General features: G+C 72.5%; 17 protein-coding genes. 12 read left to right on the top strand and 5 right to left on the bottom strand.

The features are described 5' to 3' along the window. Positions 1–56: 56 nt before the first annotated feature. The 3 genes from RCO28_RS24060 to RCO28_RS24070 all read right to left on the bottom strand — a co-directional run bounded on the left by RCO28_RS24060 (position 57) and on the right by RCO28_RS24070 (position 4,470). Complete coding sequence (locus tag RCO28_RS24060; protein ID WP_308943331.1) at positions 57–1,226, bottom strand: acyl-CoA dehydrogenase; 1,170 nt, start codon at positions 1,224–1,226, stop codon at positions 57–59. 48 nt (positions 1,227–1,274) lie between these two features. Beyond that, a complete protein-coding gene (locus RCO28_RS24065) occupies positions 1,275–3,386 on the bottom strand; it encodes an acetate--CoA ligase family protein (protein WP_308943332.1) in 2,112 nt (703 codons plus the stop codon). A gap of 220 nt (positions 3,387–3,606) precedes the next feature. Then, a complete protein-coding gene (locus tag RCO28_RS24070) occupies positions 3,607–4,470 on the bottom strand; it encodes an SDR family oxidoreductase (RefSeq protein WP_308943333.1) in 864 nt (287 codons plus the stop codon). Positions 4,471–4,673: 203 nt separating this feature from the next. Between RCO28_RS24070 and RCO28_RS24075 the strand changes: the two genes are divergently transcribed. Both RCO28_RS24075 and RCO28_RS24080 read left to right on the top strand, forming a co-directional pair. Continuing rightward, positions 4,674–5,333, top strand: coding sequence for a TetR/AcrR family transcriptional regulator (locus RCO28_RS24075; RefSeq protein ID WP_308943334.1), 660 nt, complete (start codon positions 4,674–4,676; stop codon positions 5,331–5,333). Between the two features lie 235 nt (positions 5,334–5,568). After that, positions 5,569–5,817, top strand: a complete 249-nt coding sequence (locus RCO28_RS24080; protein ID WP_308943335.1) for a hypothetical protein — start codon at positions 5,569–5,571, stop codon at positions 5,815–5,817. A gap of 256 nt (positions 5,818–6,073) precedes the next feature. Here the strand turns inward: RCO28_RS24080 and RCO28_RS24085 are convergent, their stop codons facing one another. Both RCO28_RS24085 and RCO28_RS24090 read right to left on the bottom strand, forming a co-directional pair. Next, the gene (locus RCO28_RS24085) at positions 6,074–7,366 is read right to left on the bottom strand and encodes a cytochrome P450 (RefSeq protein WP_308943336.1); all 1,293 of its coding nucleotides are present in this window, start codon (positions 7,364–7,366) and stop codon (positions 6,074–6,076) included. 70 nt (positions 7,367–7,436) lie between these two features. Continuing rightward, positions 7,437–8,831 (bottom strand): glutamine synthetase family protein, encoded by a 1,395-nt coding sequence (locus tag RCO28_RS24090; RefSeq protein ID WP_308943337.1) that lies wholly within the window; start codon positions 8,829–8,831, stop codon positions 7,437–7,439. 352 nt (positions 8,832–9,183) lie between these two features. Here RCO28_RS24090 and RCO28_RS24095 point away from each other — a divergent pair, with 352 nt between their 5' ends. The 10 genes from RCO28_RS24095 to RCO28_RS24140 all read left to right on the top strand — a co-directional run bounded on the left by RCO28_RS24095 (position 9,184) and on the right by RCO28_RS24140 (position 19,765). Further along, positions 9,184–9,372 (top strand): ferredoxin, encoded by a 189-nt coding sequence (locus tag RCO28_RS24095; protein ID WP_282514091.1) that lies wholly within the window; start codon positions 9,184–9,186, stop codon positions 9,370–9,372. Positions 9,373–9,375: 3 nt separating this feature from the next. Next, positions 9,376–10,608 (top strand): FAD/NAD(P)-binding oxidoreductase, encoded by a 1,233-nt coding sequence (locus RCO28_RS24100; RefSeq protein WP_308943338.1) that lies wholly within the window; start codon positions 9,376–9,378, stop codon positions 10,606–10,608. 10 nt (positions 10,609–10,618) lie between these two features. Continuing rightward, positions 10,619–11,425, top strand: coding sequence for an acetoacetate decarboxylase family protein (locus RCO28_RS24105; protein WP_308943339.1), 807 nt, complete (start codon positions 10,619–10,621; stop codon positions 11,423–11,425). Positions 11,426–11,456: 31 nt separating this feature from the next. After that, the gene (locus tag RCO28_RS24110) at positions 11,457–12,920 is read left to right on the top strand and encodes an aldehyde dehydrogenase (RefSeq protein WP_308943340.1); all 1,464 of its coding nucleotides are present in this window, start codon (positions 11,457–11,459) and stop codon (positions 12,918–12,920) included. Beyond that, positions 12,913–13,800: a 3,4-dihydroxyphenylacetate 2,3-dioxygenase gene (locus RCO28_RS24115; RefSeq protein ID WP_308943341.1), complete on the top strand. Its 888-nt coding sequence runs from the start codon at positions 12,913–12,915 to the stop codon at positions 13,798–13,800. Before RCO28_RS24110 ends, RCO28_RS24115 begins: the two co-directional genes overlap by 8 nt. A 62-nt stretch (positions 13,801–13,862) precedes the next feature. Then, entirely contained in the window at positions 13,863–14,708 is an 846-nt protein-coding gene (locus RCO28_RS24120; RefSeq protein WP_308943342.1) for a fumarylacetoacetate hydrolase family protein, read from the top strand. Positions 14,709–14,731: 23 nt separating this feature from the next. After that, the gene (locus tag RCO28_RS24125) at positions 14,732–15,403 is read left to right on the top strand and encodes a TetR family transcriptional regulator (RefSeq protein ID WP_308943343.1); all 672 of its coding nucleotides are present in this window, start codon (positions 14,732–14,734) and stop codon (positions 15,401–15,403) included. Positions 15,404–15,552: 149 nt separating this feature from the next. Then, the gene (locus RCO28_RS24130) at positions 15,553–17,010 is read left to right on the top strand and encodes an APC family permease (protein ID WP_308943344.1); all 1,458 of its coding nucleotides are present in this window, start codon (positions 15,553–15,555) and stop codon (positions 17,008–17,010) included. Positions 17,011–17,105: 95 nt separating this feature from the next. Continuing rightward, positions 17,106–18,269, top strand: a complete 1,164-nt coding sequence (locus RCO28_RS24135; RefSeq protein WP_308943345.1) for an MBL fold metallo-hydrolase — start codon at positions 17,106–17,108, stop codon at positions 18,267–18,269. After that, positions 18,266–19,765 carry an aldehyde dehydrogenase gene (locus RCO28_RS24140; RefSeq protein ID WP_308943346.1) on the top strand — a complete coding sequence of 500 codons (1,500 nt, stop codon included), beginning with the start codon at positions 18,266–18,268 and terminating at the stop codon, positions 19,763–19,765. The genes RCO28_RS24135 and RCO28_RS24140 overlap by 4 nt, the downstream gene beginning before the upstream one ends.

The following is a 19,765-nucleotide window of genomic DNA, read 5'->3' on the forward strand; positions in this document are numbered from 1 at the left end:
ACGGGGACCGCCGCCGTACGAGAAGGGCGGCGGCCCCGAGGTCGGACGGGGGCGGGTCAGCTGGTCGTGAAGGACAGCAGGTCGTCCAGGCCGCGCTTGGCGGCCTCGTTCGCGATGACCAGGCGCTGGACCTCGGACGTGCCCTCCCAGATGCGGTCGACGCGCAGCTCGCGCCACAGCCGCTCGACCGCGTTCTCCCGCATGTAGCCGCGGCCGCCGAAGATCTGCAGGCAGCGGTCCACGATCCGGTTGGACGCCTCGGACGCGGCGAGCTTCGCGGTGGCCGCCTTGGCGTGCAGCGTCTTGCGGTCGCCGCCCTGGTCGAACTCCCAGGCCACCTGGTGCGTGAAGGCCCGGTTGGTGGCGATCTCGGTGACCGAGTCGGCGATGTACGCCTGGATCATCTGGCGGTTGATCAGCAGATCGCCGCCCTGCTCGCGCTCCTTGGCCCAGTCGACGGCGAGGCGCAGCGCGCGCTCCGCGGCGCCGATCGTGCGGGCCGCGATCATCAGGCGCTCCTCGGTGAACCAGTCGCGCGTCAGGTCGTAGCCCTCGCCGATCCGCCCGAGCACGGCCTCCGGTCCGACGCGGACGTTCTCGAAGAGGAACTCCGGGTGCTCGTACACGAAGGTGTGGGTGTAGCGCGGGGTGCGCTTCACGGAGATGCCGGGGGTGTCCTTGTCGACGAGGAACATCGTCGGCTCGTCGTCCGGCCGCACGTAGGCGAGGACGATCAGGAAGTCCGCGACGTCGCCGACGGTGACGAACCACTTCTCGCCGTTGATGAGGTACCCGTCGCCGTCCCGGGTGGCGGTCGTGGTGATCCGGGACGGGTCCGATCCCGCGTGCTCCTCGGTGATGGCGACGGCGTCGCGGCGGTTGCCGAGGATGTCCGGGGCCAGGTAGCGCTCCCGCTGCTCCGGGGTGCAGGCGCGCAGGCAGTTGGCGGGCCGCCAGACCGCGTCCCACAGTGCGTTGGTGAGCTTGCCGAGCTCGTCCTGGACGACGACCTGCTCCAGGACGGACAGCCCGGCGCCGCCCCACTCGACGGGCATGTTGACGGCCTGCAGACCGTGCGCGAGTACCTCCTCGCGGATCGCGGCGTGCGCTTCCGGCGAGAGGCCGTTGTCGTTCTCGCACGCGTCCTCGTACGGCATGATCTTGCCGGTGAGCGAGGCGGCGCGCTCCTTGAGCTCGGCGAGCCGGGGGGTGAGGGTGAACTCCACGGTGTTTCCTTCTGAGTTGAGGGTTCGGATACGGGTGAGGGGAAGTCGTCAGTCGAGGACGATGCGGGCGTCCAGGCCGAGGCAGCCGTGCGGGGTGGCGAGCAGCGGGTTGACCTCAAGGTCGGCGATCTCCGGGTGCGCCGCGGCGGCCTCGGTGATCGCGGCGACGGTGCGGGAGACCGCGTCCAGGTCGACCGCGGGCCGGCCGCGTACCCCGTAGAGCAGGGCCTTCGCCTGCAGCTCGTCCAGGAGTCGGCGCGCGGCGGCGGGGCTGAGCGGGGCGAGGCCGAAGGTGACGTCGCGCAGCACCTCGGTGGTGATGCCGCCCAGGCCGACCATCGCGACGGGTCCGAAGCGCGGGTCCTGCCGTACGCCGACGATGAGTTCGACGCCCTCGCTCAGGTCGGCCATCGCCTCGACGCAGTAGCCGGGAGGGTTCAGGCGGTCGGCCATGTCGACGACCGCGGCGCGCACGGCCTCCGGGGTGCTCAGGCCGAGCGCGACGCCGCCCGCGTCGGACTTGTGCAGCAGCCCGAGCGCCTTGACGACGACGGGGCCGCCGATCGCGCGGGCCGCCTCGACCGCCTCGTCCGGGCCGCCGACGAGACGGGCCGCGGGGAACTCGACGCCCGCGGCGCGCATGAGCTGGCGGGCGGTCCAGTAGCCGTCGTCAGTCACCAGGGCGGCGGGTGCGGGTAGTTCACGGATCGCCGGGGCGACGGGGGCGTGCCCGGCGAGCATCCCGAGGCTGCGCGCGGCCTCCTCCACGGCCCGGAACACCGGGACGCCGAGCCGCTGCAACTCCTCGGCGGCGGGGCTCTGGTGGTACATCGTGTGCACGGCGACCGGCTTGGCGCGGTGCCGGACAAGGTCGCCCATCTCGGCCGCGGCCGCGAGTTCGGCGGCGGCCAGCTCGGGACCGTACTCGCCGTACCCGCCGAAGTAGCCGGTGACCAGGACCGATTCGACCTCGGGCGCGTCCAGGAGTACCCGCAGGGTGCGGGAGAACGAGGTGATGTCCTGCTCGCCCGCGCCCGCGAGGTCGACGGGGTTGCCGACGCCCGCGGACGGGATGAGCTCGGCGCGCAGGTCCGCCGCGAGTTCGGCGGAGAACTCCGGGACGGTCAGGCCGTGCGCCTCGGCCAGGTCGCTGGCGACGGAGGCGTGGCCGCCGCCGTCGGCGAGTACGGCGGTGCGGCGGGCCGGGGCGGCGCCGAACAGGTGCAGGGATTCCAGCAGTCCGGCCATCTGGCGCGGGCTGGCCACCCGGTCGATGCCGCCCGCCCGGCAGGCGGCGTCGATGACGGAGCTGTCACTGGCCAGGGCCCCGGTGTGGGACTGGGCGCCACGCACGGAGGCGGCGCTGGCCCCGATGGTGAGCAGGACGACGGGTTTGCCGACGGCGTTGGCCTCGGCCGCGGCGGCGACAAAGTCCCGGCCGTCCCCGAAGTCCTCGCTGTAGACGGCGATCAACTCGGTCTCGGGGTGCACGGTGTAGGCGCGGATCAGGTCGGCGACGGTGAGGTCGGCCTGGTTGCCGAGCGAGGCGAACCGGGAGACGCCGAGGCCGCGTTCGGCGAGGATCCGGCTGAGTTCGAGGGCCATGTTGCCGCTCTGCGAAATCAGGCCGACCGGCCCGGGCGGCAGCGGATTGGACGACAGATACAGCTCGCTGCTGCTGTCGAGCACGCCGAGGCAGTTGGGCCCGAGCAGCACGGCCCCGGCGGCGCGGACGCGTTCCGTGAGCCGTGTCTGCACCTCCCGGCCCTCCTGCCCGGTCTCGGCGAACCCGGCAGTGATCGCCACGATGGCCTTGGCCCCGGCCCCGAGCGCGTCGTCGACGGCGGCCTCGAACCCGGCCGCCGGTACGGCGATCACGGCGAGGTCCACCTGCTGGGGCAGCGCGGCCATGGACGGGTACACGGGCCGGCCGAGCACGGGCTCACCGCGCCGGTTGACCAGGAACACCGGCCGGTGCTCGCGCATCCGCAGGGCCTGGACACTGATCCAGTTGCCCCACTTGGACGTGTCGTTGCTGGCCCCGACGACGGCGACGGCGTTGGGCGTGAACAGGGCGCGCAGATCGCGGGGGGTGCCGGGGCCCCGGTCGGGCTGGTGGTCGGGAAGGGGCGGCGTCGGGTGCGCTGCGTCGACGGTCATGAGGGCCTCCGGGGCGGCGGGTGCGGGTGCGGGCGGGCGGGGCGGGGCAACGGCGGGGCGCTGGGTGCCGGTGGGGTCAAGTGCGAGGGGACACGGTCGAGTTGCCGGGCATGTGACGTACGGGCCTCTGGGCCTCTGGGCCTACGGCGTACTGGCGTATTGCGCACGTACGGGCCTACGGGTGGAGCGGCGAGGAAGCGGCCCCCGAGGACCGCGCGCCTCACACCGGCGCCGGCTCCTCCGCGAGGTCCGGCGCCGGCTTCTCCGCGAGGTCCGGCACCGGATGGCCCGCGCCCCAGGCGTCCGCGCCGCCGTCCACGACGACGGTGGTGCCCGTGACGTACGCCCCGCCGGGCGAGGCGAGGAAGGAGAGGACTCCGGCCACGTCCTCGGGGGTGCCGAGACGGCCGAGCGGAACGGACCGGGCCCAGCGGTCGCGGTCCTCGGCGGAGTAGTGGCCGTCGAGCCCGTCGGTGGCGATCGTGCCGGGCGCCACGCACACCGTGCGGATTCCGTACCGGCTCCACTCCAGGCTCAGGCCCGCCGCCAGGTTCTCCACCGCGGCCCGCGCCGCGGTGGCATGAGCGAAGCCGGGGATGCCGCGCCGGGGAGAGAACGCGATGAAGAAGACGGCGCCGCCGCCCTGGGGAATCATCGCGCGCCGGGCCACTTCGCGGGTCACGTTCCAGGTGGCGTCGACGGCGAGACGGTGCACGGCGCGCCAGCCGTTCGGGGTGATCTCCTCGGCGGGGGCGGAGAATTGGCCGCCCGCGTTGTTGACCAGGACGTCGATCCGGCCGAAGGCGTCGAGCGCGCGGTCGACCACGGCGGTGACCTGCTCGGGTTCCCTGATGTCGGCGGACATCGCCAGAGCTGTCCCGCCGAAGGACTCGATCTCCTCGACGACCCGGGCCAGCGGTTCGGGCCGTCGGCCGCACACCAGGACCCGCGCGCCGGCCGCCGCGAGGGCAAGGGCCGTGGCCCGGCCGATACCGGTTCCTCCGCCGGTCACCAGCGCCGTACGGCCGTCGTGGACGTCCGGCCTGAGGACGCCGGAGTACGGCAGGGGGGAGTTGATGCGCACAGCGCCTCCTGAGGGTCTGCGGACTACCGCTGTTGTGATTGACTGATGCGTCAGTCAGCCATCGCATCGCAACGGCCGTCAAGAGGGTCGACGTGATGGGTTTCCGCTCTTGCCAAGGGGATTGGCGATGCCCCACCATGCGGAGGTGATCTGACGCCTCAGTCAGAATCCGACAGGCGCAGAACGAGAAACGGAGCGGCTCGATGGCCACGCGGAGCACCGGCAACGTCCCCGACACCGGGGACGACACTCGCCGGCGGCGCATTCTGGAGGAGACCTGGCAGCTCATCGCCGAGCGCGGGATCCACTCCGTACGGATCGCCGACATCGCACGCGCCTGCGGCACCAGCACGGGCACGGTGCACTACCACTTTCCGGGCAAGGACGACGTGCTGGCGGAGGCTCTGCGGCACTGCGTGAGCCAGGCGTTCACCCGGCAGAGCATCGAGCTGCGGGCCATCGACGACGCGCACGCGCGGATGCTGAAACTCATCGACCTGCAGCTGCCGCGCTTCGGGCAGGTCCGCGACGAGTGGTCGATCTGGCTGCAGTACTGGGCCGAGGCGGCGCTGCGCCCCGAACTCCGCCCGGCGCACAACGAGTACTACGACCGGTGGCAGGACACGGTCCGCAGGATCGCGCGGCGCGGACAGCGGCAGGGGGTCTTCCGCACGGACGTCGACCCGGACGTCGTCGCGCTGCGGCTGACAGCCCTCACCGACGGGGCTGCGATCCAGGTGCTCACCGGTGTGCGCGGCATGACGGTGAGCACCATGCGGGAACTCCTGGTGGAACAGGTCGCCAGGGAACTCCTGCCCGCACCGGCCCACGCATCCCCGGTGACCGCGTACGGGGCGGGCTGACGGCAGGCCGGGAGCGCGACCGGCGCACGACCTCCTGGAAGCGCGCGGAGGCCAATGCCCGCTCCACCGCGCCGTTTTCACCCTCCTACCGGGCCCCCGGACGCCTGGTCAACACCGGCCCGAACTTCGCCCTCTTCGTCAACTGCTGCTCTACTACGTACCCCTGCTCACCGGACCCAACTTCTGGACCACACTCGCCTGTTGGGGAGTCTTCGGCATCGGCCTCGCCGGCTTCGTGCCGCTCACCGCCTTGATGCCCGGACTCGTACGCCCCGCCGACAGCGCGAACGCGCTCGCCGTCTACAGGTTCGCCGCCGGCCTCTCCGCCTTCGTCGGCCCCGCTCTCGTCGGCCTGCTCGGCGGCACCGCGCACATGACCCTGCTCATCTGGACCTTCGTCGGCCTCTACCTCGCGGCCGCTGCCGTAAGCCTCACCCTCAACTCCCGCGTCGACCCCGGCTACCGCGGGCCGGTCAAGGCGTAGTGTTCCGTGCCTCCCGACCCGTGGGGTGCGTAAACAGGGGCGCGAGTGAGCGCTTGCTGACGACGGCGGCGATCATCTCCTCGAATGCCTCGCCGGTCTCGTCGTACGATGCTGTACGGCCATGCGCCGCCGCTCCTGTGGGTCGTTCGGTACGAGGACGCCCGACCGAGTCTGCTGCGCCGGGGCCGGGAGGCCGTACTGGCAGAGTGACACGAAGAACCGGGCCGGTTTCCCTCGTATCACCCAACCAGCGTTTTCAGGCGAGTGTGACCTCCACCGGCAGCTCCTTGATGCCGTTGACGAAGTTGGAGCGCACCCGCGGCACCGGCCCCGCGAGGCGGATGTCCGCCAGGCGCGGGATCAACTCCTCGAACATGATGCGGATCTCGGTACGCGCGAGCAGATTGCCCAGGCACAGGTGCGGGCTGCCCTTGCCGAACGTGACGTGGTCGTTGTCCTGCCGGGCGACGTCGAAGTCGTACGGGTTGCCGAAGACCTCCTCGTCCCGGTTGCCGGAGGCGAACCACATCACCACCTTGTCGCCCTCCTTGAGCTGCTTGCCGCCCAGCTCGACGTCCCGCGTCGCGGTCCGCCGGAAGTGGTAGACGGGGGAGGCCCAGCGCAGGAACTCCTCCACCGCGGTGGGGATCAGCGACGGGTCGTCCCGCAGGCGGGCCAGCTGCTCGGGGTGCTGGAGCAGCGCCAGCATCGAGTGCGTGATGGTGTGCCGCGTCGTCTCGTTGCCGGCGACGACCAGGAGCAGGAAGTAGTTGTCGAAGTCCCGGGCGGAGAGCGGCACCCCGTCGCGCGGGGTCTCGTTGACGAGCCGCGAGATCAGGTCCGTGCCGCTGCCGCCGCGCCGCTGCCGGGCCAACTCCCTTCCGTACGCGAAGACTTCGAGGGAGGCGGGGGAGCGGAACGGCAGATCGCGGAACTGCTCGCTCTCCGCGCTGTGCAGCAGCACGTCCGCGTAGTCCGGGTCGGTGTTGCCGATGATGCGGTTGCCCCAGTCGATGAGCTGCTGGTTGTCCTCGGGCGGCACGTCCAGGAGGCGGGCCAGGACGTTGATGGGGAAGTCCGCCGACACCTCCTTGACGAAGTCGAAGGTGCCCTTGGCGAGGGCCGCGTCGAGAGTGGTGGCGGTCAAGCCGCGCAGGAAGTCCGCGTAGCTGTTGATCACGCTCGCGCCGAACTGCCGCTGCAGCACGCTGCGCAGCGCCCGGTGGCGGACGCCGTCCAGCTCCAGGATGGAGGCGCGCTTCTTGATCTGGTCCTCGTCGACCTCCTCCAGGTTCACGAACCTCGTGGACGTGAAGGTCTCCGCGTCCCGGTCGACCCGGGCGATGTCGGCGTGCCGGGTCACCGACCAGAAGCCGGAGTTGGGCGCGTCCTCCTCCTGCCAGTGCACCGGGTCCTCGTGCCGCAGGGTGTGGAACATCCGCCAGGGCGTCACGCCGTCGGTGAAGCGGTCCAGGTCGGCGAGGTCCACGTCGGCGAGGGGGAGGGGTTCGCGGACGGCTTCGGTCAGGGGGCTGGTGGTCTTGGTCATAGGGCGTTCTCTCTTCGGATTCGGTGTGACGGCGGTACAGGCGGTGCAGGCGGTATAGGCGTCACCGGCGTCACAGGTGGAAGGCGTACTCGGTGAACTCCCAGTCGGTGACGTGCCGTTGGAAGCGGGCCACCTCGTCGCGCTTGTACGTCAGGTAGGAGGCGGTGAACTCCTTGCCGAGGACGTCGGCGAGGGCGGTGTCCGCCTCCAAGGCGTCCAGGGCGGCGGGCAGGTTCTGGGGCAGCAGGGCGGACCTGGCGGTGTCGTAGCCGTAGCCCTCCAGCGGGGCGGGCGGCTCCTCGCCGGCGAGCACGCCGAGCAGCGCGGCGGCGATCGTCCCGGCGATCATCAGGTACGGGTTGGCACTGGCGTCCCCGAGCCGGACCTCCAGGCGCGCCCCGGGGCCGCGCTCGGGCGGGATCCGGACCAGGGCGCTGCGGTTGTCCAGGCCCCAGTCGACCAGCCACGGGGCGAGGGTGTCCGGGCCGAACCGCTTGAACGAGTTGACCGTGGGGTTGGCGAGCGCCGTGAGCGCCGGGGCGTGCGCGAGGACCCCGGCCACGGCGTGCCGGGCGGCGGCGGAGAGCCCGTACGGCGCCGAGGGGTCGTCGAAGGCGTTCGCCCCGCCGCCACCCGCACTGCCGCCCTCCTCGGTGCCGTCTCCCGCGTCCGTGACGCAGGACAGGTGCAGATGGAAACCGGAACCGCCCGCGTCGTTGAAGGGCTTGGCCATGAACGTGGCCAGCCTGCCCTCCTTACGGGCGAGTTCCTTGATCGCCGACTTGAATCGGAAGGACCGGTCGGCGGCGTCCATGGCGTCCGTGTGGGTCAGGTTGATCTCGAACTGCCCGCCGTCGAACTCGTGGTTGCCGTTGGTCACGCCGATGCCGAGCTCGCGCAATTGGCGCAGGGTGCGCAGCAGGTGGTTGTCGCCGTCGGCGCGCAGGCCCGCCGTGTAGACGACGCCGGCGGCTTCGTCGTAGCGCCGCCAGCCGGTGGGCGTGCCGGGTGCGGGCTCGCAGAGGAAGTACTCCAGCTCCGGGCCGATCACCGGGTGCAGGCCGTGCTGTGCGCACCGGTCGAGGACGGTACGGAGCAGGTCCCGCGGCGACTCGGGGGCGGGCCGGCCGGTCGCCGGGTCGGTGACGTCGCCCAGACAGCTCGCGACGCCGGGCTCCCACGGCAGCGCGGTGAGCGTGTCGAGGTCGGGGCGTACGCAGATGTCGGGCAGCCCGGCGTCCAGGCCGCCGGCGACCGGGACCACGTCGCCCTGCGGGCTCGTGTGGTAGACGGCGCGGCAGAAGGCGAGCCCGTGGTCGCAGGCCGAGGGCAGGTGGTCGAGCAGGACGTCACGGGCCCGGTCGCTGCCGATGAGGTCGGGATAGGTCACCCGGACCACGTCGATGCCCTCGGCGGCGAGCCGGTCCATGTGCCGGTGTGCGGGGTGGGTTTCGGATGCGCTCACCGATGTCTCCTCAAGGGGAAGTGGGGCGCCTCCCAGGGCGCGCAGGGCACTGGGGGAAGGGGGAACGGTGGACGCGGCGACGCACTGCGTGGGGAACGCGGGGCCGCATCCGAATCCGTCGTTTGGCGTCAAACCGTAGGGACGGAAGTCATCGCCCCGCAAGGGGTCGGCAACAGAAATTTATCCATCCGGATAGCTATTGACCAGGGTCCCGCGGGTTCCTATGTTGTTTGACATCAAACGAGAGCGGGCGGTGCTCACCGCCCACGCCGGCCGGACCCGCCCCGCGCGCCCGGCCCGCCCGTGACTCTTCCTCTCCCTGCCCGACGCCCCAGTACCCGGAGGTACGGCCATGAAGGTCGTCGTCGACATGAACAAGTGCCAGGACCACGGCCAGTGCGTCTTCGCCGCCCCCGATGTCTTCAGCTTCGACGACGCCGGTCGTCTCGCCTACGTCGGCGACCCCGACGACGCGCTGCGCGACGAGGTCGAGGAAGCCGCGGACGTCTGCCCCCTGCAGGCCATCCGGATCGAGGGCTGAGCGATGAGCACGCCCACCGTGCGGGCCGTGCGCGCACCCGTCGTGGTGGCCGGCGCGTCCATGGCCGGACTGCGCGCCGCCGAACAGCTGCGCGCCGCCGGCTGGGACGGCCCGGTCACGCTCGTCGGCGCCGAGCCTCACATGCCGTACAACCGGCCCCCGCTGTCCAAGGAGGTGCTGGCCGGGAAGGCGTCCTTCGAGTCCCTTGCCTTCCGGCCCCGGGCGAGCGTCGCCGACGTGGCCTGGCGCCTCGGCACCCGCGTCGCCGCGGCCGACCTGGACCGGCGCACCGTCCGGCTCGACGACGGCGACACCCTCTCGTACGCCGGACTCGTGATCGCCACCGGCATGCGCCCGCGCCGACTGACCTGCCCCGGACCGCTCGCCGGCCGGCACGCCGTCCGCACCCTCGACGACGCCCGGGGCCTGCGCGCCGCGCTGACCCGGCCCGGGGCGCGGGTGGTCGTGGTGGGGGCCGGGTTCATCGGCTGCGAGGTCGCCGCCACCGCCGTCGCGCTCGGTGCCGCCGAGGTCACCGTCGTCGACCCGCTGCCGCTGCCGATGGTCGGCCCGCTCGGCGAACTCCTCGCCTCCGCCCTCCGGAAACGCCACGAGAACCGCGGGGTCCGCTTCGCCCTCGGCACCGGAGTGACCGCCTTCGAGGGCGAGGACCAGGTCACCGGGGTCGTCCTCGGCGACGGCACCGTCCTGCCCGCCGACGTGGTCGTGGAGTCGGTCGGCTCCGTCGCCAACACCGAGTGGCTGGACGGCAACGGGCTCGACCTCGCCGACGGCGTCCGCACCGACGCCCACCTGCGCGCGGGCGGACGGCCCGAGGTGGTCGCCGTGGGCGACGTGGCGCGCTTCCCCAACGCCCGCTACGACGGCGTCCCGCGCCGCGTCGAGCACTGGTCGATCCCCACCGACACCGCCAGGCACGCGGCCCGCGTCCTCACCGCCCGGCTCACCGGTGACCAGCACGACCCGGACCCGTTCGCTCCGCTGCCCACCTTCTGGAGCGACCAGCACGACTTCCGCCTGCAGTCCTTCGGCGCCCCCGCCCTCGGCCAGGCCGACGTACGCATCCTGGACGGCGACCCCGACGGCGACGTCATCGCCGGATACCACCGGGACGGCCGGCTCGTGGGCGTCGTGGCCCTCGGCGGTCCGACCGCGGCGGCGGCCGCCGCCCGGCACCGCGCCGCACTCCTCAAGCATCCCGCCCGCACCGCGTAAGGAACCCCAAGTGCCCTCAGTCCGTGGATACTTCCACCCCAAGACCGCGACCGGCGACGCCTCGCTCATCCCCGCCCCGCCCTGGCGCTACTCCGGCGACCTGCTCACCGTCGAGTACCGCACCGACCCCGCCCGCGTACGCGAACTCCTCCCGGAACCCCTGGAGCCGGCCGAGGACGACCCCGGCGCGGTGGCGCTGATCTGGGCCGACTGGCAGTCCTGCTCGGCCGACGGCCACGAGCTCCTCGACCCGGTGCTCGCCCAGTACAAGGAGGCCTTCGCGGTCGTCCGCTGCACATACCGGGGGCGGACCTACAGCCGCTGTGTGCACATCTGGGTCGACAAGGACTTCGCCGTCGCGCGCGGTCTGCACCAGGGCTACCCGAAGAAGCTGGGCTCCATCCACCAGACCCGCCCGCACCCGTACGGACCCGCCCCGCGCATCGAGGCCGGCGCCCGCTTCGGCGCCACCCTCGCCGCCGCCGACCGGCGGCTCGCCCAGGCCGCCGTCACCCTGCGCGAGCCGTCCGAGAGCAACGGCTTCGTCAACGCTCACCCCATGGCCCACCACCGCTGGCTGCCGTCCATCGAGAAGGGCAAGGGGCTCGCCCTCGACGAGCTGATCGAGACCGGCGCCGCCTCCTTCGAGGCCGGCCAACCCTGGGTCGGCGACGCCGAGTTGGAGCTGTTCGAGGCGCCCACCGAGGAGCTGGCCCGCCTGGAGGTGCGCGAGCCGATCGCCGCGTACTACCGGCAGGTCGGCGTCGTCTGGGACGGCGGCCGGCTCCTGGAGTCGCACACCTCCGGCGCCGAGTGACCCCAGCCCACCCATACGAGGAGCCTGACCCATGACCGAGCACACCCTCACCGTGGCCGGTGTCACCGTCGACACCCGGCACTGGATCGGCGGCGAACGCCTCGCCTCCGCCGCCACGTTCACTGATGTCTCGCCCGTCGACGGCAGCGTCATCGGCGAGATCTCCCGCGGCACGCCGCAGGAGGCCGAGGCCGCCGTCGCCGCGGCCAAGGCCGCCTTCCCCGGCTGGGCCGCCACCCCGCGCGCCGAACGCGCACGCCTGCTGCACGCCGTCGCCGACGGAGTCGAGAAGCGCCTCGAAGAGCTCGCGATCGTCGAGACCACCGACAACGGCGCGCTGCTCCGCTCCCACCGGCGCGGCGTCATGCCCCGCGTCGCGCACAACTTCCGCTTCTTCGCCGACTGGCTGCTCACTCTCGGCCACGAGGACTTCGAGACGCGCGGCCACACCAACCACGTCAGCTGGGACCCGGCCGGGCCCTGCGTGCTGATCACCCCGTGGAACGCGCCGCTGATGATGGCCTCCTGGAAGATCGCCCCGGCCCTCGCGGCGGGCGACACCGTCGTCCTGAAGCCCGCCGAGTGGACCCCGCTCACCGCCTCGCTGCTCGCGGACATCGCCGCCGAGGCCGGTCTCCCCGCCGGTGTCCTCAACATCGTCCAGGGGTACGGCTCCGAGGTCGGCGACGCGCTCACCTCCCACCCGGACGTGGCCCGCATCAGCTTCACCGGCTCGGTGCCCACCGCGCGGCACATCGCCGCCCAGGCCGCCCCGCAGCTCACCCCGCTCAGCCTCGAACTCGGCGGCAAGTCACCGCTGTTGGTGTTCGCCGACGCCGACCTGGACCTGGCCGTCGACCTCGCCGTCGAGCAGTACGACAACGCCGGGCAGGTGTGCCTCGCGGCGACCCGCCTCCTCGTCGAGGAGAGCGTGGCCGAGGAGTTCACCCGCCGCTTCACCGCGAAGGCGGCCCGGCTCAGGCAGGGCGACCCGCGCGACGAGGCCACCGACATCGGCCCGAACATCCACCCCCGCCAGCTGGACAAGATCGACGGCTTCGTGCAGCGCGCCCTCGCGGCCGGCGCCCGCGCGGTCGTCGGCGGCCACCGCGGCGAGGGCCAGTCCTACGCGCCGACCCTCCTCACCGACGTGGCCCAGGACTCGGAGATCGTGCAGGAGGAGGTCTTCGGACCCGTACTGACCCTGCAGACCTTCCGCACCGAGGACGAGGCCGTCCGCCTCGCCAACGACACCCGCTTCGGCCTGGCCGCCACCCTCGCCACCGGCAGCCACGAGCGCGCCGAACGCGTCACCGCACGGGTCGTCGCGGGCACGGTCTGGGTCAACTGCTTCTTCGTACGCGACCTCCAGGCGCCCTTCGGCGGCTCCCGCCAGTCCGGCGTCGGACGCGAGGGCGGCACCTGGAGCTTCGACTTCTACTGCGACCTGAAGAACACCGTCACCGCACCGAAGGGATGGCTGAACCATGGGTGAGATCGTCGGCGCGGGCCTCCTCGCGCACGTCCCCACCGTCGTCCTCCCCGAGGCCGTCCGGTGGGAGCTGAACGAGGGCAAGGAGATCACCCTCGTCACCGGCCTCAAGGAGCTCCGCGCGGACGTCTTCGACAGCGACGCCTACGACACCGTCGTCGTCCTCGACTCGCACTGGGCCACCACCGTCGAGTTCGTGGTCACCGCCCAGGACCGCAGGGCAGGACTGTTCACCTCCGAGGAACTGCCGCGCGGCATGTGCCGCATGCCGTACGACTACCCCGGCGACCCCGAACTCGCCCGCAACATCGCCGAGTTCGCGGACCGGCACGGCACCTGGATCACCCCGATCGACGATGCCTACCTGCCCGTCTACTACGCCACCATCAACCTCTGGAAGTACCTCGGCGAGGGCCTGCCCGACAAGAAGTGGGTGACCGTCGGCGTCTGCCAGACCGGCGACATGGAGGACCACCTGCGCCTCGGCCGTGCCCTGGCCGACGGCATCGCCGCCACCCCCGGCCGCCGCGTCCTGCTCATCGCCTCCGGAGCCCTCTCGCACACCTTCTGGCCGCTGCGCGAACTGCGCGACCACGAGTCGAGCGACCCGGCGCACATCTTCACCCCCGAGGCCCGCGCCGCCGACCTGGAACGCATCGCCTGGTTCAAGGAGGGCCGCCACGACAAGGTCCTCGACACCATGGGCGAGTTCTGGAAGTACAAGCCGGAGGCGAAGTTCTTCCACTACCTGATGATGGCCGGCGCCCTCGGCGAACAGGCCTGCACCGCCCCGGCCCGCCAGTACGGGGAGTACGAGAACTCCATCGGCACCGGCCAGGTCCACCTCTGGTTCGACCGCCCGGCCTCCGGCTGGACCCAGTGACCCAGTGACCCGGTGAACCGGGGTGACCCGGTAACCGTCAACCCTTGAACCCAGGAGCCCTCATGCCCGAGTACCGCCGCATCCTCCTCGACGGCGCCGCCGTCCAGGTCACCGTCGACGGGGACGAACTCGTCGCCGGCGACGGCCGCCGCGTCAAGACCGAGGACGCGCGCCACCTGCCGCCGGTCGTCCCCTCCAAGGTCATCGCCGTCCACCTCAACCACCGCAGCCGCGTCGACGAATTCGGCATCGGGCTGCCCGACACCCCCACCTACTTCCACAAGCCCACCTCCGCCCTCAACTCCCACCAGGGCGCGATCGTCCGCCCCGAGGGCTGCACCTGGCTCAACTACGAGGGCGAGGTCGCCATCGTCATCGGCCGCACCGCCCGCAACATCGCCCCGGAGGAGGCGGCCGAGTACATCGCCGGGTACACCGTCGCCAACGACTACGGCCTGCACGACTTCCGCGACACCGACGCCGGGTCCATGCTCCGTGTGAAGGGCTCCGACACCCTCTGCCCGCTCGGCCCCGGCCTGGTCACCGACTGGGACTTCCACGGCAAGCGGCTGCGGACGTACGTCAACGGCGAGGTCGTCCAGGACGGTTCCACGGACGAGATGACCTGGGACATGCACTACCTCGTCGCCGACATCGCCCGCACCATCACCCTGTACCCCGGCGACGTCCTGCTCTCCGGCACCCCGGCCAACTCCCGGCCCGTGCGGCCCGGGGACATCGTCGAGGTGGAGGTCGAGGGCCTGGGCCGGCTCACCAACCACGTCGTCACCGGGCCCACCGCGATCCGCGCCGACGTGGGCGCGCAGCCCACCGAGTCCGAGGAGGTGCTGTCCACGGCACTCGGCGGCGACTGGGAGTTCCGTGGCATCCGCCCGCCGAGGCGCTGAGCGGAGTCGTTAGGCTCCTCGGTATGAGCGAGCCCGTCGAATCCGCAGGTTCCGCAGCTTCCGCAGCTTCCGCGGCTGAGAACCGTCCGCGCAAGCGGGTGCGGAACTACGGCACGGGCCGCGTCGCCCTCCTGGAGGCCGCCGTGCGCGTGGTGGCCCGCGGCGGTCTGCGCAAGCTGACCTACCGGGCCGTCGCCGAGGAGGCCGGCGTCACGCACGGACTCGTCGTCCACCACTTCGGCACCCGTGACGCCCTCATCGAGGAGACCGTCGGCCACGCCATCCGCTCCTCGCTCAGCGTGAGCACCCTCGGCCTCGGCACCGGCAAGGCCGCCGACTTCGCCACCGGACTCGTCGACATGGTCGAGTCCGGGCCCGACGTGCAGGCCTTCCAGTACGAGCTGCTGCTGGAGGCCCGCCGCCGCCCCGAACTCCTCCCGCAGCTACGGCACTTGTACGAGGAGTACTTCGAGGCCACCCGCAGCGAACTGGCCCGCCTGCTTCCCGGCGAGCCGCGCCAGGGGCTGTCCCGCCTGGTCTTCGCCGCCCTGGAAGGACTCGTCCTGCACCAGCTGGTCTTCGGCGAGCGGGACGTGACCGAGGACGCGCTGACCGAACTGCGCGGGCTGCTCGGGGAGTTGGCGGACCAGGAGCAGGGCGAGCGCTCGCCGGGCGCGGCGGACGGCAACGCCTGACCCCTCGCCGGTCACGCCCGGACGTGTAACCGCCACTCCACACCCCTTGCCAAACGGATAGTCCCGGCCCACGATGAGGCAACTCGTTTGGCCTGAAACGATTCTTGGCCCGATGCGGCCCTCCCCTCTCCCTCTGGCAGGTGATCCGAGTGGACAGTCAGACGCGCTCCGCACAGCGGACCGCAACGGACGGCACTCCCACGGCGACCGCCCTGAAGCCCAACGCCCTCGGCGTCCTGGGCATCCTCTTCTTCGTCCTCTCCGGCCAAGCCCCGCTGACCGGTATCGCCGGCGCCGCCCCGATCTCGGTCGCGATCGGCAACGGGGCCGGCACGCCCGCCGCGTACGTCCTGGCGGGAGCGGTCATCCTGCTGTTCTCCGTCGGCTTCGTCGCCATGGGGCGGCACGTCGTGGACGCCGGCGCGTTCTACACCTACATCGGCACCGGCCTCGGCCGGACCGCCGGCGCGGGCAGTGCGGCCGTCGCGCTGTTCTCGTACTGCATCATCCAGGGCGCCATGTACGGCCTCTACGGCGCGACCATGAGCCCGCTCGTCGCCCACCACACCGGGCTCGAACTGCCCTGGTGGGCCTGGGCGCTGCTCACCATGGCCGTGGTGCAGGCGCTCGCCGCGACCGGCATCGAGGTCGGCGCCAAGGTCCTCGCGGTGCTCGTGCTCGCCGAGTTCAGCATCCTGCTCGTCTTCGGCCTCGTCACCCTCCTGAAGGGCGGCGGCCCCGAGGGGCTCGGCGTGGCGGAGAGCTTCGCGCCGTCGGCGGTGCTCGCGGGCGCCCCGGGCGTCGCCGTCATGTTCGCGGTGGCGTCGATGTTCGGCTTCGAGGCCACCGCCATCTATGGCGAGGAGGCCCGGGACGCCAAGAAGACCGTGCCCAGGGCCACTTACCTCTCCGTCATCGTCGTCACCGGCTTCTTCGCACTCACCTCATGGATGCTGATCTCCGCCTGGGGCGCCTCGAAGGCTCCGGGCGCGGCGGGCGAGGCACTGGCGGGCGGCGACTCCTCGGGGTTCGTGTTCGCCCCGATCGCCGCGCAGTTCGGCGGCTGGGTGAACGAGGTGCTTCCCGTGCTGCTCGCCACCTCGCTCTTCGCGGGCATCCTCACCTTCCACAACTCCGCCAACCGCTACCTCTTCTCGCTCGGCCGCGACCGGCTCCTTCCGCGGCGGCTCTGCCGGCTCAACGCCCGGCACGCGCCCTGGCTCGCGGGCTGCGTGCAGACGGCGATCGCCCTCGCGCTCGTCCTGCCGTTCGCGCTGCTCGGCCAGGATCCGGTGGTCAGCCTGTTCTCCTGGTTCAGCGGACTCGCCGTCCTCGCGATGATGCTCCTCTACCTGCTGACGTCGGTCTCCGTCATCGTCTTCTTCCGCCGCGAGCGCGCCGACACCCGCCGCTGGAACACCCTGGTCGCCCCCGCCCTGGGCGCGGTCGGCCTCGCCGGAGCCGTCTGGCTGGTCCTCGCCAACTTCACGACCCTCATCGGCGGCGACACGGGCACCGCGATGTGGCTGGTGGGCTCGGTGCCGGTGGTGCTGGGGGCCGGGGTGGCGGCGGACCGGGTGCGGCGCCGGAGAACGGCGGTGCGCTGAGTGCCCCGACCTGTACGACGCCGTTGCCGTACGCCCGGCCGACCCCGCCCTGTTCGCCCGTACGGCCCGACCTCCCGGCCCGGAAGGACCCGCACATGACCCTCGACCACCGCCGCAGCCTGAATCGCAGGACCGTCCTCGGCGGCACCGCCGCCGCGACCTCCGCCGCACTGCTGCCGACGCTCACCGCCACCCCGGCCGCCGCCTCCCGCCGTCCCCGCCCCGCCCCGGCGAACCGTCTGGTGCTGCTCGGCACGGCGGGCGGTCCGCCGCCCGAGCCCGGCCGGGCGGGCATAGCGTCCGCGCTTGTCGTGGACGGGCGGGTGCACCTCGTCGACGCCGGCCGGGGCGCCGTCACGCAGTACCTCGCCGCCGGCCTGCGCTACCGCGACCTCGCCGCGGTCCACGTCACCCACCTCCACGCCGACCACATCGCCGACCTGCACAACTTCTTCCTGCTGCCCGGCTTCGGCGCCAACGACAGCGGGGACGGCATCACGCGCCCCGTCGACGTCCACGGCCCGGGACCGGCCGGCGCGCTGCCACCCGTGTACGGCGGCGGCACAGCCCCGACCGTCGCCCCCGACCGCCCCACCCCCGGCCTCGCCGACCTCCTGGACCGGCAGATCGAGGCCTTCGCGTACAGCACCAACGTCTTCCTCCGCGACTCCGGCATCCGCGACGTGCGCGAGCTGATCCGCGTCCACGAGACCGCCGCGCCGGACGTGGGCGCCGACCCGCTCGGGCCGACCGCACCCGACATGGAACCCTTCACCGTCACCGACGACGGCTCGGTCAAGGTCACCGCCGTCCTCGTCCCGCACGGCCCGGTCTTCCCGTCGTACGCCTACCGCTTCGACACCCCGTACGGCTCCGTCGTCTTCTCCGGCGACACCGCCCCGTCGGACAACCTGGTCCGCCTGGCCCGGGGCGCCGACATCCTGGTGCACGAGGTCATCGACCTCGACTTCTACGACGGCCAGGGCCTGGACGACGCCCTGCTCGACCACCTCCGCGTCTCGCACACCGACGTCACCGAGGTCGGCCCGCTGGCCGAACGCGCGGGCGTCGGCACGCTCGTGCTCAGCCACATCGTCCCGGCCGACCCGGCCCTGGTCGGCCGCGGCTCCTGGGCGCGCAGGGCCGGCCAGGGGTTCGGCGGGCGGGTGGTGGTGGGGGAGGACCTGCTGTCCCTGCCGCTCCACGGACTCCCGCACCCCGCGGCATCTCCCACTGCACGAAACGAGGACGCACGGTGACCACGACCCGCGACGACACCACCCGCGACGACTGGCTCCGCCGCGCCAAGACGCTCCCGCTCCCCGCCACGCACTTCATCGACGGCGCCGCACACGACGGCGGCGGCGCCTTCACCGTCGTCTCGCCGCGCGACGGCCAGGCCCTGGCCGAGGTGGCCGACGCCGGCACCGCCGAGGTCGACCTCGCCGTCGCCGCCGCCCGCCGCGCCTTCGACCACGGACCCTGGCCCCGCCTCGCGCCCGCCGAACGCGGCCGCGCCCTCACCCGCCTCGCCGGTCTGCTCGACGCCCACCGCGCCGAACTCGCCCTCACCGTCAGCCTGGAGATGGGCAAACCCATCACCGACGCCCACGACATCGAACTGCGCGCCCTCGTCAACACCTTCCGCTGGTACGGGCAGTTGGCCGACAAACTCACCGACGCGTCCCCGCACACCGCGCCCGACGCCCTCGCCCTCGTCACCCGCGAACCCGCGGGCGTCGTCGGCGCCGTCGTCCCGTGGAACTTCCCGCTCACGCTCGCCGGCTGGAAGGTCGCCCCCGCTCTCGCGGCCGGCTGCACGGTCGTCCTCAAACCGTCCGAGAACTCGCCGCTGTCCGCCCTGCGCCTCGCCCGGATCGCCGCCGAGGCCGGACTGCCGCCCGGCGTCCTCAACGTCGTGGCCGGTGACGGTCCGACGGCCGGGCGGGCGCTCGGCCTGCACCCGGACGTCGACGTGCTCGCGTTCACCGGTTCCACCGCCGTCGGCCGCCACTACCTGCGGTACGCGGCCGACTCCAACCTCAAGCGCGTCTGGCTCGAACTCGGCGGCAAGTCACCGAACATCGTCCTGCCCGACGCCCCCGACCTGGACCGGGCCGCCGCCACCGCGGCCTGGGGCATCTTCTTCAACCAGGGCGAGATGTGCACCGCCCCCTCCCGGCTCCTCGTGCACTCCTCCGTCGCCGAACGCGTCACCGAGGCGGTCGTCGACCGGGCCCGCGCCCTGCGCGTCGGCGACCCCCTCGACCCGGACACCGAGATGGGCGCCCTGGTCGGCCGCGACCACCTCGACCGGGTCCTCGGGCACGTCCGGGCGGGCGTCGAGGCCGGGGCCCGGCTCCGTACCGGCGGCGACCGCACCCTCACCGGGACCGGGGGCACGTACCTCGAACCCACCGTCCTCGACCGCGTGACGCCCGACAGCCGCCTCGCCCGCGAGGAGATCTTCGGGCCCGTCCTGTCCGTCCTCACCTTCGACGACCTCGACGAGGCGGTCCGGCTCGCCAACGCCACCGAGTACGGCCTCGCCGCGGGCCTGTGGACCTCCGACCTGACCACCGCGCACCGGGTCTCGCGCGCCCTCAAGGCCGGCACGGTCTGGGTCAACTGCTACGAGGAGGGCGACCTGACCGTGCCCTTCGGCGGCGTGAAGCAGTCCGGCAACGGCCGCGACAAGTCCGTACACGCCTTGGAGAAGTACACCGAACTGAAAACCACCTGGATCCAGTTGTGA

The sequence above is a fragment of the Streptomyces sp. LHD-70 genome (assembly GCF_031157275.1).
Lineage (GTDB): Bacteria > Actinomycetota > Actinomycetes > Streptomycetales > Streptomycetaceae > Streptomyces.

Coding starts and splice junctions, on each gene's coding strand:
- RCO28_RS24065 (WP_308943332.1), bottom strand. CDS start 3,386: ATGACCGTCGACGCAGCGCACCCGACGCCGCCCCTTCCCGACCACCAG.
- RCO28_RS24075 (WP_308943334.1), top strand. CDS start 4,674: ATGGCCACGCGGAGCACCGGCAACGTCCCCGACACCGGGGACGACACT.
- RCO28_RS24085 (WP_308943336.1), bottom strand. CDS start 7,366: ATGACCAAGACCACCAGCCCCCTGACCGAAGCCGTCCGCGAACCCCTC.
- RCO28_RS24095 (WP_282514091.1), top strand. CDS start 9,184: ATGAAGGTCGTCGTCGACATGAACAAGTGCCAGGACCACGGCCAGTGC.
- RCO28_RS24100 (WP_308943338.1), top strand. CDS start 9,376: ATGAGCACGCCCACCGTGCGGGCCGTGCGCGCACCCGTCGTGGTGGCC.
- RCO28_RS24110 (WP_308943340.1), top strand. CDS start 11,457: ATGACCGAGCACACCCTCACCGTGGCCGGTGTCACCGTCGACACCCGG.
- RCO28_RS24115 (WP_308943341.1), top strand. CDS start 12,913: ATGGGTGAGATCGTCGGCGCGGGCCTCCTCGCGCACGTCCCCACCGTC.
- RCO28_RS24120 (WP_308943342.1), top strand. CDS start 13,863: ATGCCCGAGTACCGCCGCATCCTCCTCGACGGCGCCGCCGTCCAGGTC.
- RCO28_RS24125 (WP_308943343.1), top strand. CDS start 14,732: ATGAGCGAGCCCGTCGAATCCGCAGGTTCCGCAGCTTCCGCAGCTTCC.
- RCO28_RS24135 (WP_308943345.1), top strand. CDS start 17,106: ATGACCCTCGACCACCGCCGCAGCCTGAATCGCAGGACCGTCCTCGGC.